Source organism: Actinocorallia aurantiaca (assembly GCF_039533685.1).
Lineage (GTDB): Bacteria > Actinomycetota > Actinomycetes > Streptosporangiales > Streptosporangiaceae > Actinocorallia > Actinocorallia aurantiaca.
The window spans coordinates 239,350-251,892 of the sequence record NZ_BAAATZ010000037.1; the positions used below are offsets into that span (position 1 = coordinate 239,350).

Sequence of the window (12,543 nt, forward strand, 5' to 3'; positions counted from 1 at the left end):
CGGACGCTCCGCCGCCGACCTCCGCGCCGAACGCGTCATCCGGATCGGTCTTCGGTTTCCGGGCCGCCTCCGGCGCGGAGGTTCCGGAGCCGGATCCGGGCGACCAGCAGGCGGCGGCGCCATTCGGGGAGCAGGATGTGGACGAGGAGGGCCTCCCTGACCCGGCGGCGTTCCGGCCGTCCGTCCGTCCGGCGGGTCACCAGGTCCGTCAGCAGGCGGCGGGTCTTCCGGCTGTGCCATGCCGCGGCGTACAGGGGATCGATCAGGTCCGGGTGGGTCTCCGCCAGGTCCAGCCAGCGGGAGAGCGCCTCCGTGAAGCCGGGGAAGTCCGCGGGCGCGTCCAGCGCGATCGCCCAGGCGGTGACCGCGTCCAGAGGGTCGATGCCGTCCGTCAGGAGGGCGGGGAGGTCTCCGGGCCGCGCGGCGGCGATCAGGGACAGGAAGAGCTCGGTGCCGAAGGCCTGCCGGGGAAGGGGGCTGTCGTGAGCGCCGGACTGGTCGAGGGCGAAGGCCAGGACGGGGAGCGGATGCTCGCCGGCCAGGGTCAGCGCGTGCTTCAGCAGGTGGGGTCGCAGACCGGGACGGCCCTCGGCCACGGCCAGGTCGATGGCCTCCAGCACCTGGTGCGGCCCGGCCTCCCCGAAGGCGGGTAGCAGGTCGAGGAGGACGCGTATCGCGGCGTCGAGCCGGGACGCCCCGTCCCGGGGAGAGAGGCCGCGAGCACTTCGGACCCACCGCAGAGCGGTCGTGAAGACGGTGGAGGCATCGTGTTCGGCGAGTTCCCGGACCACCTCGACGACCTCCCGGCGGACCTGCGCGTTGCCGTGGGTCGCCAGATGCATCAACCGGGTGAGGGCGACCGGCGGGTAGGCCTGGCCGATGACCTGGCAGACCCGGGCGATCGTCAGTTTCAGGGTCTGCGGCGTCCTGCTCTGCCGTGACCACTCGTAGAGGCTGCCGCGGACGCGTCCGCCCACGACCGGGTCGAGGCAGCTCTCGGACAGCACGATGTAGGCGAGATCGGCCTCGTGGACCTGGCCGTCCGCCCATTCACGCGCCTTCCCGGTGATCCGTTCGGGTTCGTCGCATCGACTCGCCAGCCTGGCGAAGAGCCTGACGCGGTGCGTGTGCTCGGCCTTCCGTTCCAGGACGGGAACCGCGGGCAGGCCTTCCAGCCAGGCGAGCGGATCCGTCCGCGCGGGCAGGTGTTCGGCGCAGCCCCGGTAGGCCTTTTCCACCTCCTGTTCACCGGTCTTCGAGCCGATCTCGTCGACGAGCCCGGCCAGGCGCGACGCGTCGCCCGGTGAGGCGTCCTTCAGCAGCTCTCCGCCCCGGGGCCAGTCCAGCCACCGGGGGTGGACCCCCCGGTGGAGGAGGTGGCTGCGGTAGACCTCCTCGGCGGGCGGCGGCTCCACGGTGATGGGGGCGGGGAACTCGGCGAAGCGCCGTTGCTCCGCTGCGGTCCCGACGATGACGGCGAACCCGCGGGAGGCGCGGACGGCGGAGAGGAAAGAGCGCAGCCGGGAGGGCTCCGTATCGCGGGCGCGCACGATGTAGCCGTCGCCCGCCTCCAGACGGACCGCCTCTTCGGTGTCGTCCTGCTCGACCGAGAAGCGATGGATGCGCGCCGCCGGCAGCAGCTGCCCCAGCACGGCGACCGCCGCCGTCTCCACTCCCGTCCCGGCAGGCCCGGCCAGCGCGACGAAACGGTACAGCTCGAGGGTCTTCCTGATCGCGTCGTGGTCACCGACGGGAACGTAGGTCCTCGTCCTGCCGCGGATCTCGTCCTCGGAGAGCACCAGCTCGGGACGGCCGCGGACGATCCCGATCTGCTGAGCGACGAGGTCGTTCCCCACGGTCTCGCCGATGACGTCCTGGTCGTCCTCTCCGTCGATCGCGACGTCCTCGATCACGGTCATGACCACCCCGTGTTGATATGGATCTCGGCGGCGCGGCGGGAACCGGACAGCTCGGCGTCGAGGGTGGGCAGCGCACGGTGTTTCTGCATCTCCGGGACCTTTCAGGTGGATGGTTCGGTCCCTTCAAATGTGCGGCGAAACGGCCGGTCACACTGTCAACTATGAGACGTCTGCATGGCCCGAAGCGGCCAAACCCGCCGGATCTGTCCTTGCCATCCCGGTATCCGCCCATCCGGATCCGGGTCGGCGGCGGCCCGCAGCAGGAGTGAGATGCGTTCCCGGACGCGGTCGCCGAGTCCGGAAACGTCCTGACGGCCCAGTCCCTCGGTGGGCAGCGGTTCTCCGGCGAGGATCCGCACTGTTCCGCCGAAGATCCGGGCTCCTCCGGCGGGCCATGCGCGGCCGGTCCCCTCCACCGCCACGGGCACGACGGGGGCGCCGTTGTCGACCGCGATCACGAAGGCCCCCGGTTTGAAGGGACGCATGCCACTTTCGGGAGAGCAGGTCCCCTCCGGAAAGATCAGCAGCGAGACGCCGTCGGCGAGGGCGCGCGCGACCTCTTCGTTGATCGTCTCCCGGTCCGCGTTGCCCCGGTCCACCTCGACCATTCCCGCAGCCCGCAGCGCGTGGCCCAGCAGCGGCACGGTGAACAGTTCGCGTTTGGCCAGGACGCGCAGCGAGGAGCCGAAGACGGCGAGATGCACCATGGGGTCGAGGTTGGACGGGTGGTTGGAGACCACGACGTAAGCGACGGAGCGGTCAAGGCGTTCGAACCCCTCCACGCGCACCTTGGTGCCCGTCACGAAGAGGCAGATCCGTGCCCAGGTCCGGAGCACCTTGTCCGTGACCGCACGGCGTCGCCGCCATCTCCTCGGCAGGACCAGAAGGACGAACGCGCCGACCACCGTCGCCAGAACACCCGTCGGCAGCGCCAGAACGGTCCGCCAGGCGTAACGGCGCCCGGGTGTGCGCCATGGGCGCCGCAGCATTCTGTTCACCGGTTCCTCCGCCCTCGTCGCATGACCCGATCCACCGCAAGAAGACCTTCACATCATGTCAACAGCGACCCTGACCGGCATATTCGTGATACGTCGCGGATTCACCCGCCTCACCTCCTAGTCCGTTCGCGGTGATCCGTTCCCGACGTTCGGAGCGCGCTTCGCGTTTTCCGTGACGGAATGCGTGCCCGGAATCGGTTCCGGCATCGATACCGACCGTTCTCTGCGATCCGGTGTTCGCCTTTAAAGGAGTCGACCGCGGTGGCGGAGCGGGGCAGCATGGGGGGCAGAACGCCACGGGGAGGGCTGATGCCGGAAGCCGACGGGGACGGTAGCGAGGGACCTGCACGGAAAAGGGCGGTGCTGCTGGCACTGCGGCTGTACGCCGGGGAGATGAAGCGCCAGTGGAAGGTGGCGCTGCCGACGCTGACGCTTCCGGCGCTGGGAAACATCTGCATGTTCTACCTGGCGCCGCTGTTCGTGGCGACGCTCGTGGGGCGGCTGGCCGAGGGCGGCGAGTCCTCGACGGGCGAGCTGCTGCCGTACGTGCTCGGCTTCGGCGCGATGCTGCTCACCGGGGAGGCGCTGTGGCGCGGCGGATACCACTTCCTCAACCGGACCTGCGCCCGGGGCATCGAGCGGCTCGGAGTGCGGGGAATGGACGCGCTGCTGACCAAGGACGCGGCGTTCTTCCAGAACTCCTTCGCCGGGGCGCTGACCAAGCGGATCCTGGGGTTCTCCGGAGGGTTCGAGCCCTTCATCGACGCCCTCACCTTCTCGATCATGGCCAGGGTGATCCCGATGCTGTTCGCCTCGGTCGCCCTGTGGTTCTACGACCCGGTGCTGGTCCTGGCGCTCGTGGGCCTCATCGTGGTCACCGGGCTGGTGGCGGCGCCGTTCATCCGGCGGCGGCAGGTGCTGGTGAACGCCCGGGAGGCCGCGAAGGTACGGGTGTCGGGGCACGTCGCCGACGTCCTGACCAACATGGAGTCCGTGCGGGCGTTCGCGGCCGAGGACAGGGAGGCCGCCGAATACCGGGAGAGGCTGGCCGAGCAGAGCCGGCTCTCACTGCGGGCCTGGGACTACGGGAACCTGCGGGTCGACGCCGTCGTCGCCCCGATGTCGGTCCTCACCAGCACGGTGGGGCTGCTGCTGGCGGTGGCGCTGCGCGGCGGGCTCGGAGTCGAGGCCATCGTGGTGACGTTCGCGTACTACTCGAACGCGACCCGGATCATGTTCGAGTTCAACCAGGTGTACCGGCGCCTGGAGACCACGCTGACCGAGGCCGCCCAGTTCACCGAACTGCTGCTGGATCCGCCCACCGTCGTCGACCCGGAGGACCCCCGGCCGCTGCGGCCGGCCGACGCGTCGATCCGGTTCGAACGGGTCCGGTTCGCGCACGACGGCGCGTCCACCCTGTTCGACGGGCTCGACCTGGAGGTCGCCGGCGGATCGAAGGTCGGGCTCGTGGGCCGGTCGGGCGGCGGCAAGAGCACCCTGACCCGGCTGCTGCTCCGGCTCATGGACGTCGACGACGGCCGGATCCTCGTCGGCGGCCAGGACATCGCGCGGCTCCGCCAGAGCGACCTGCGCAGCCTGATCTCCTACGTCCCGCAGGATCCGGCGATGTTCCACCGGTCGATCCGGGACAACATCGCCTTCGCCCGCCCGGACGCCACCGAGGCCGAGGTGCTGCGGGCCGCGCGGGCGGCGCACGTCACCGAGTTCGCCGAAGCCCTGCCCGCCGGATGGGACACCCTGGTCGGGGAGCGCGGCGTCAAGCTGTCGGGAGGGCAGCGGCAGCGGGTCGCGCTCGCCCGCGCCATCCTGCGGGACGCGCCGATCCTGCTGCTCGACGAGGCGACGAGCGCCCTGGACTCCGAAAGCGAGGTCCTCGTCCAGGAGGCCCTGTGGCGTCTGATGCGGGACCGCACCGCCCTGGTCGTCGCGCACCGCCTGAGCACCGTGGTCAGCATGGACCGCCTGGTGGTCCTCGACCGCGGGCACGTCGTCGAGCAGGGCTCGCACCGTGAGCTCCTCGACGCGCGGGGCCCCTACGCCCGCCTCTGGCACCACCAGTCCGGCGGCTTCCTCACCGAGGACGACGACGCCCCGGACGCCTCACCGCCGCATGGGCCGCCCCACCCGTCCGTCCAGGGCGTCCAGCCTTAGGAGCCGAGCTCGGGAAGGTTCTCGGCCAGCGGCACGAACTCGGTGACCGTCAGCAGCCCGTCGTGGTCGACGTCGTACTCGGCGAACAGCGCCTTGACGAGCCCCGACAGGTCGTTCACCTCCGCCGCCGGAAACATCCCCGCGATCGCCGCGGTCACCTCGTCCACGGTGAGCCGGCCGTCCCCGTCGGTGTCGTATCGGGCGAACACCGCCCCGTACTGATCGGACATGTCTTCCTTCCATTGAAGCGACCGTGGCCCCTGATCGTAACCACTCCCCCGACGGCGGCGATCGCTTCACCCTGTGGGGGTGGGAACCGGTGTGGACGACAGCGACAGCCCCGCGTAGACCTCGTCGAGGACCGCAGGAAGCAGGGCGTTCGCCGTGGTCTTCCCTTCGGGCGACAGGGTCAGGTTCGTCCAGATCACGAGCGTCACGTCGTTGTCCGCGTCATGGCCGATGAACGAGTTGAAGCCCGGGAGTTCACCGCCGTGGTAGTACATCGAGGCGTTCGGGCCGAAACGCTGGTAGGAGATCCCGTAGCCGTACCACTGCCCGCCGGGCTTGCGCGGACCCTCCGGTCGCAGGCTGCGGAGCCACTGCCGCTGGTACTCGGCGTTCAGGACCCTGCCCGAGACCAGCGCCCGAATCCACGTGGCCAGATCGTCCGCCGTGGAGATGACGCCTCCTGCGGCTCGGGCATAGGAGGAGTTCTGGTGGGTGTAGTCGACGGGCTTGAGCTTCCCGGCCCGCGCGGCATCCCGTATATCGGCGGGATACGGCTTGTCGACCAGCGCGTAGGAGGTTCCCCCGTACATGTAACCGTGCGAGTAACGCTCCGGGATGGAATTGTCGTCGGCGGCGGGAAGTGACGTCCGCTGCAGCCCGAGAGGTCCGAACAGCCGGTCCTGGAATTGCCGGGACAGCGGGCGGCCTCCGGCCTTCTCGGCTACTAGGCCCAGCAATGCGTAGTTGGTGTTGTTGTAGTCGTAGGACTTTCCGGGTGAGGACTTCGGCGGGTGCCGGAACGCGATGGCCAGTACCTCCTGAGGCGTCCAGACCTTCTTCGGATCGGCGTCCAGAGCCTTCGCCAGTTCGGGTGCGTCCGTGTAGTTGTAGAGCCCGCTCCGCATCTTCAACAGGTCCGCGATGGTGATGTTCTCTCCGTTGGGAACACCGGGGACGTAGGCGGACACCGGGTCGCTGAACTTGAGCTTTCCGTCCTGGGCCAGGAGCACGACCAGCGCCGACGTCATGGTCTTGGTGTTCGAGGCGATCCGGAAATGGGTGTCGGCGTCCGGCGGAGTCCGTGTGCCCAGTTTCGTGGTGCCGACCGCCGCGTCGAACTCTCCCTGCGGGGTGCGCAGCAGGACCACGGCCCCGGGGACTCCCAGTTTCCTGGCGGCGGCGTCCACCGCGGCCTGGAATGCGGCCGGATCGATGGACTTCAGTGCCGACGGCTTCGGCGTGGAAGACGTCGGCCTGATCGACACGCCCGGGAGCGCCGCCGTCGTCGGCCCCGAAGGGGACGAACAGCTCGCGGCCAAAAGGGCGACGCAGGACGCGATCCCGGAGATACGGGCAGGACGTGCTTTTCTGGACATACAGCCTTGCGTACCCAGAAAGCGATTCACGCCAATGGCGACCGGTGGAGCAGGTGCCGTTTATGGAGAACCTTTACGTGACAACGCTGCCCGAAAGGCGCGTTAAGGGCCGGGAGTCAGTACCGGTTCGTCTCGGCGTCCAGGGCGAGGCCCTCGTCGATCACTTCCGCGGAGACGTCCTTGAGGCCCAGGTGGTCCTTGGCTATCCGGCCGAGGGTGGGCAGGGCCCCGCGGTCCGGCCAGGTCTCGGGGCTCCACAGCGAGGAGCGCAGGAACGCCTTCGAGCAGTGCATGTACAGCTCCTCGACCTCGACGAGGAGCGCGAGCCGGGGGCGCTTTCCCTGGACCGTCAGGTCGTCGAAGAACGGGGCTTCCGAGACGAGGGTCCCGCGCCCGTTCACGCGCAGGGTCTCGTTCATGCCCGGCACGAGGAACAGCAGGCCGACGCCGGGGTGGTGCAGCACGTTGCGGAGGCTGTCGAGCCGGTGGTTGCCGGGACGGTCCGCGATCGCCAGCCGGTGGTCGTCCAGGACCAGCACCGATCCGGCGGGGTCCCCCCGAGGGGAGACGTCGCAGGTGCCGTCCGGGTTCGCGGTCGCCAGCAGCACGAACGGGGAGTGCGCGATGATCGTGCGGGCGTGCTCGTCGATCCGGGCGATGTCCTTGTCCCAGATGCCCTGCGACGGCTCGCGCACGATCTCGCGGAGCTCGGCCTCGGTCTGCACCGTACGGATCTCAGAAGGATTCACCAGGCGAATATAAGGTAAGCCCATGCCGCTTGTGTCCCGCCGTGTCCGCTCGTGACCAGAGAGACCCGTACGCTGCCCGCCTTCGAGGCGGGACCGGTCGAGGTGCCGTTCACGATCCTGGGCTGGAGCGAGGACTTCGCCCACGACACCACCTGGAACGAGCACTCCCACCCCTTCCACGAACTGCTGTGGAACGAGCGGGGCGCCTCCACCGCCGTGGTGGGGGCGCGGGCCTGGACGGTGACCCCCGCCCTGGGCCTGTGGATGCCCGCGGGCACGCTGCACTCCGGCTCGGCGATCGCCGGCACCCGGTGCCGCGCCAACTTCTTCGGCTTCGACACCATGACCTCGATCTCCGAGACGCCCGCCGGCGTCGAGATCACCCCGCTGCTCCGGCTGCTGCTGGAGCGGCTCGCCGACACGGGACTGCCCGACGGCTCGCGGGCGGTGACCGAGGCGATGGTGCTCGACGTGCTCACGCCCTCCCCGCGCGAACTGCTCCTGCACATGCCCGTTTCGGAGCTGCTGCGTCCGATCGCCGACGCGGTCCGGGAGGATCCGGGCGATCCGCGGACGCTGGCGGACTGGGCGTCCCAGCTCGGCGTGAGCCCCCGCACGATCACCCGAGCCTTCAACACGGAGACGGGCACCAGTTTCGCGCGCTGGGTCGCGGCGGTGCGCGCCCAGCACGCGGTCGCGCTGCTCACCCGGGGCTGGGAGGTCGACGCCGTGGCCGAGGAGGTCGGTTACCGCTCGGCAAGCGCGTTCGGTGCGGCCTTCCGGCGGACGACCGGGCTGACACCGGGCGCGTTCCGGGCGCGTTGAGGATCCGGGTCTCCCAAGGCCTTTTTCCCTATGCGGCAAGGGTTTCGCGGACGTATCGCGGACCTTGATCACACCTCGCCGAAGGTTCGCCGCCCGGTCTCGATGTCCCGATCTCGACAACAGGTGGCTCAAAAGCTCTATTGCGACAACTCGGTCATTCCTCCTAAGGTTCCGACCAAGGCAAGCCTTACCTAACCAAGTAGGGGGCTTGCGGCAGTACGGTGTACCGCTCCACGAACGCAGGACCGCGATCCAGACGTGCGAGAGACGGCACCAGCGGAATTCTGAGAGTGGAGTACGGATTGAAGCGTTCACATAGCCTCCGCGTCCTCGCCGCGGCGGCCCTCGTCGCCGGCCTCGCGGGCTGCGGCGGCTCGTCCGAGACCGAGGAGGAGACCAAGAGCAGCAGCTCGAACGCCTTCCCCATGACGATCCAGCACGCGCTCGGCACGACCACCATCAAGGCGAAGCCGGAGCGGGTCGCCACCGTCAACTGGGCCAACCACGAGGCGCCGCTGGCCCTCGGCGTCGTTCCCGTCGGCATGGCCGCCGCGAACTTCGGCGACGACGACGGCGACGGCCTCCTGCCCTGGGTCGAGGAGCGCCTCACCGAGCTCAAGGCCGAGACGCCCGTCCTGTTCGACGAGACCGACGGCATCGACTTCGAGGGCGTCGCCGACACGAAGCCGGACGTCATCCTCGCCGCCTACTCGGGCCTGACCCAGCAGGACTACGACACCCTCAGCGAGATCGCCCCCGTCGTGGCCTACCCGGAAGCCGCCTGGGCGACCCCGTGGCGCGACATCCTCCGGATGAACAGCAAAGCCATCGGGCTCGCCGACGAGGGCGAGAAGCTCATCACCGGCATCGAAGGCGACATCAAGGACACCGTAGCCAAGTACCCGCAGCTCAAGGACAAGTCGATCATGTTCATGACGCATGTCGACCCTAACGACGTGAGCGAGGTCGGCTTCTACACCACGCACGACACCCGCACGCTGTTCTTCGAGGACCTCGGGATGAAGATCCCGGCCAGCGTCGCCGACGCGTCCAAGGGCACCGACAAGTTCGCCCTGACGCGGAGCGCCGAGCAGATCGACGTCTTCGACGACGTCGACATCATCACCGGATACGGCGACGAGAAGGGCGACCTCCTCAAGAAGATCAGCGCGGACCCGCTGCTGTCGAAGATCCCCGCCGTCAAGCGCGGCTCGGTCTACCTGCTGCCCGACAGCAAGCCGCTGGGCACCGCCGCGAACCCGACCCCCCTGTCGATCTCGTGGGTGCTGGAGGACTACGTCAAGGCCCTCGCCGGAGCCGCGGACAAGGTCAAGTGACCTCTGTCGAAACCGACCGCCCGGACGCCGCACTCGTGCGGCGTCCGACGCGTGTCCGGGTTCTGTGGCTGCTCGTCCTGGTCGGCGTCCTGGCCGTGCTCATGGTGGCCTCCGTCGCCTTCGGCTCGCGTGACGTCGCCTGGTCCGACGTCTGGGCGGCGCTCGGCGGCTCGGACGACACCCTCGAACAGGCCGCGGTCACCAAGCGGATACCGCGCACCCTGCTCGCGGTGGTGATCGGCGCCGCGCTCGGCCTCTCGGGCGGCGTCATGCAGGGCGTGACCCGCAACCCGCTGGCCGACCCGGGCATCCTGGGCGTCAACATGGGCGCGTCGCTCACCGTCGTCACCGCCGTCGCGTTCTTCGGGCTGAGGTCGCCGACCGGGTACATCTGGGTCGCGATGGCGGGGGCCGCCGTCTCGGCCTTGTTCGTCTACACCATCGGGTCCCTCGGGCGCGGCGGGGCCACGCCCCTCAAACTCGCACTCGCCGGCACCGCCACGTCGGCGGCCTTCGCGTCCCTCGTCAGCGCCGTCGTCCTGCCCCGCAACGACATCGCCGGGAGCTTCAAGCTCTGGCAGATCGGCGGCGTCGGCGGTGCGTCCTACGAGCGCATCGGGCAGGTCCTGCCGTTCCTCGTGGTCGGCGCCGTCTTGTGCCTCCTGTCCTCGCGGGCGCTGAACTCGCTCGCCCTGGGCGACGAACTCGCGGCCGGGCTCGGCGAGCGCGTCGCCGTCGTCCGGGCCGTGGCCGCCCTCGGCGCCGTCGTGCTGTGCGGCTCCGCGACGGCCGTCGCCGGGCCGATCGCCTTCGTCGGACTCGTCGTCCCGCACGCCTGCCGCCTGCTCGTCGGCGTCGACCACCGCTGGCAGTTGCCGTTCTCGGCCCTGGTCGGCGCGGCCCTGCTCACCGCCGCCGACGTCGTCGGCCGTATCGTGGCACGCCCCTCCGACATCGAGGTGGGCATCGTGACGGCGCTGATCGGCGCCCCGTTCTTCATCCACATCGTCCGCAGCCAGAAGGTGCGTGAGCTTTGAGCGCCCCCGCCGCCACCCGGACGTCCCCGAAGCGGGCCGCCCGCGACCTGGACTCCGTGATCCGGGACGTCGCCCGCGGCCGCCGCCGCCGCGCCTCCCGGCGCCGCGTCGTGCTCCTGACGCTGGCGGTGCTCGTCGTCGCGGGGTTCGCCGTGACCCTGATGTTCGGGCAGACGTTCTACCCGCCCCGCGACGTGATCGACGTGATCCTCGGCGAGCAGGTGCCGGGCGCGTCCTTCACCGTCGGGCGGCTCCGGCTGCCGCGGGCCGTGCTCGCCGTGGTCGCGGGATTCAGCTTCGGCCTGGCGGGCGTCACCTTCCAGACGATGCTCCGCAACCCGCTGGCCAGCCCCGACATCATCGGCATCAGCTGGGGCGCGAGCGCCGCGGCGGCCATCGCGATCGTGTCGCTGTCCCTCGGCCGCACCCAGGTGTCGGCCCTCGCCATCGTCTCCGCCCTCGCCGTCGCCCTCCTGATCTACCTCCTGGCGTTCCGCGACGGCGTCGTCGGCACGCGGCTCATCCTCATCGGCATCGGGATCTCCGCGATGCTCGAGAGCGTCACCTCCTACGTCCTGTCCCGGGCCGCCGAGTGGGACCTCCAGGAGGCCACGCGCTGGCTGACCGGCAGCCTCAACGGGGTGACGTGGGAGCAGACCCTGCCCGCCCTCGTCGCGATGGCCGTCCTCACCCCCGCCCTGCTGGCCCTGTCCCGCGACCTGTCGATGATGCAGCTCGGCGAGGACACCGCCTCCGCCCTCGGCGTCCGCGTCGAACGCACCCGCGTCATGGTGATCGTCGCCGCCGTCTGCCTGATCGCGTTCGCCACGGCGGCGGCCGGCCCGATCGCGTTCGTGGCGTTCCTGTCCGGCCCCATCGCGGCCCGGCTGCTCGGCCCGGGCGGCTCCCTCCTCGTGCCCGCCGGGCTCGTCGGCGCCCTCCTGGTCCTCGTCGCCGACTTCGCCGGCCAGTTCGCGTTCGACGTCCGCTACCCGGTCGGAGTCGTCACCGGCGTCCTCGGCGCGCCCTATCTCGTCTACCTGATCGTCCGCACTCACCGGGCCGGAGGCTCGCTATGACCACCTCCCACTCCCTCACCGCCGAGCGCCTCACGCTCGGCTACGGCGACCGCGCCGTCGTCGAGTCCCTCGACCTGGCCGTCCCGCCCGGGAAGATCACGGTCATCGTCGGGGCGAACGCCTGCGGCAAGTCGACGCTGCTGCGCTCCCTGTCCCGGCTGCTCAAGCCGCGCGAGGGCCGGGTCGTCCTGGACGGCAGGGAGGTGCACCACATGCCCGCCAAGGAGCTGGCCCGCACGCTCGGGCTGCTGCCCCAGTCGCCGGTCGCGCCCGAGGGCATCACCGTGCTCGACCTCGTCGGCCGCGGCCGCCACCCCCACCAGGGGCTCTTCTCCCGCTGGAACGACAAGGACGACGCCGCGGTGGCCGCGGCCCTGGAGGCCACGCAGACGACGGATCTCGCCGACCGCGCCGTCGACGAGCTGTCCGGCGGCCAGCGCCAGCGCGTCTGGATCGCCATGGCCCTGGCCCAGCAGACCGACCTGCTCCTCCTCGACGAGCCCACCACGTTCCTGGACGCCAGCCACCAGGTCGAGGTCCTGGACCTGCTGACCGACCTGAACCACGCCCGCGGCACCACCATCGTCATGGTCCTGCACGACCTCAACCTCGCCGCCCGCTACGCCGACCACCTCATCGCCCTCGCCGACGGCCGCCTCCACGCCTACGGCCCCCCGGCCGAGGTCCTCACCGAGGACACCGTCCGCACCGTCTTCGGCCTCGACAGCCGCATCATCGAAGACCCCGTCTCCGGCCGCCCCCTGATGCTCCCCATCGGCCGCCATCACATCCGCCCTCAGCCCGTCTCCACACCGGACTGACC

11 protein-coding genes are annotated in these 12,543 nt (G+C 70.3%); 6 read left to right on the forward strand and 5 right to left on the reverse strand.

What is annotated here, in order from left to right:
* Positions 1 to 35: 35 nt before the first annotated feature.
* A complete protein-coding gene (locus ABD327_RS36015; protein ID WP_344457899.1) occupies positions 36 to 1,919 on the reverse strand; it encodes a hypothetical protein in 1,884 nt (627 codons plus the stop codon).
* Positions 1,920 to 2,074: 155 nt separating this feature from the next.
* Positions 2,075 to 2,908, reverse strand: a complete 834-nt coding sequence (locus ABD327_RS36020; RefSeq protein ID WP_344458119.1) for a lysophospholipid acyltransferase family protein — start codon at positions 2,906 to 2,908, stop codon at positions 2,075 to 2,077.
* 369 nt (positions 2,909 to 3,277) lie between these two features.
* On the opposite strand from ABD327_RS36020, the gene ABD327_RS36025 reads away from it, so the two are divergent.
* Positions 3,278 to 5,089 carry an ABC transporter ATP-binding protein gene (locus ABD327_RS36025; protein ID WP_344457902.1) on the forward strand — a complete coding sequence of 604 codons (1,812 nt, stop codon included), beginning with the start codon at positions 3,278 to 3,280 and terminating at the stop codon, positions 5,087 to 5,089.
* Here the strand turns inward: ABD327_RS36025 and ABD327_RS36030 are convergent.
* The 3 genes from ABD327_RS36030 to ABD327_RS36040 form a co-directional block, all read right to left on the reverse strand.
* Positions 5,086 to 5,319 (reverse strand): EF-hand domain-containing protein, encoded by a 234-nt coding sequence (locus ABD327_RS36030; protein ID WP_344457904.1) that lies wholly within the window; start codon positions 5,317 to 5,319, stop codon positions 5,086 to 5,088. The two genes, ABD327_RS36025 and ABD327_RS36030, sit on opposite strands and share 4 nt — an antisense overlap.
* A gap of 66 nt (positions 5,320 to 5,385) precedes the next feature.
* Positions 5,386 to 6,582 (reverse strand): serine hydrolase domain-containing protein, encoded by a 1,197-nt coding sequence (locus tag ABD327_RS36035; RefSeq protein WP_344457906.1) that lies wholly within the window; start codon positions 6,580 to 6,582, stop codon positions 5,386 to 5,388.
* Between the two features lie 227 nt (positions 6,583 to 6,809).
* Positions 6,810 to 7,442, reverse strand: a complete 633-nt coding sequence (locus ABD327_RS36040; protein WP_344457909.1) for a pyridoxamine 5'-phosphate oxidase family protein — start codon at positions 7,440 to 7,442, stop codon at positions 6,810 to 6,812.
* 51 nt (positions 7,443 to 7,493) lie between these two features.
* On the opposite strand from ABD327_RS36040, the gene ABD327_RS36045 reads away from it, so the two are divergent.
* The 5 genes from ABD327_RS36045 to ABD327_RS36065 all read left to right on the forward strand — a co-directional run bounded on the left by ABD327_RS36045 (position 7,494) and on the right by ABD327_RS36065 (position 12,541).
* Positions 7,494 to 8,267: a helix-turn-helix transcriptional regulator gene (locus ABD327_RS36045; protein ID WP_344457911.1), complete on the forward strand. Its 774-nt coding sequence runs from the start codon at positions 7,494 to 7,496 to the stop codon at positions 8,265 to 8,267.
* A gap of 302 nt (positions 8,268 to 8,569) precedes the next feature.
* Positions 8,570 to 9,604 (forward strand): iron-siderophore ABC transporter substrate-binding protein, encoded by a 1,035-nt coding sequence (locus tag ABD327_RS36050; protein ID WP_344457914.1) that lies wholly within the window; start codon positions 8,570 to 8,572, stop codon positions 9,602 to 9,604.
* A complete protein-coding gene (locus tag ABD327_RS36055) occupies positions 9,601 to 10,641 on the forward strand; it encodes a FecCD family ABC transporter permease (RefSeq protein ID WP_344457916.1) in 1,041 nt (346 codons plus the stop codon). Before ABD327_RS36050 ends, ABD327_RS36055 begins: the two co-directional genes overlap by 4 nt.
* A 47-nt stretch (positions 10,642 to 10,688) precedes the next feature.
* On the forward strand, positions 10,689 to 11,720 hold the full coding sequence (locus ABD327_RS36060) for a FecCD family ABC transporter permease (RefSeq protein WP_344458121.1): 1,032 nt from the start codon (positions 10,689 to 10,691) through the stop codon (positions 11,718 to 11,720).
* Complete coding sequence (locus ABD327_RS36065; RefSeq protein ID WP_344457919.1) at positions 11,717 to 12,541, forward strand: ABC transporter ATP-binding protein; 825 nt, start codon at positions 11,717 to 11,719, stop codon at positions 12,539 to 12,541. Before ABD327_RS36060 ends, ABD327_RS36065 begins: the two co-directional genes overlap by 4 nt.
* Positions 12,542 to 12,543: the final 2 nt, after the last annotated feature.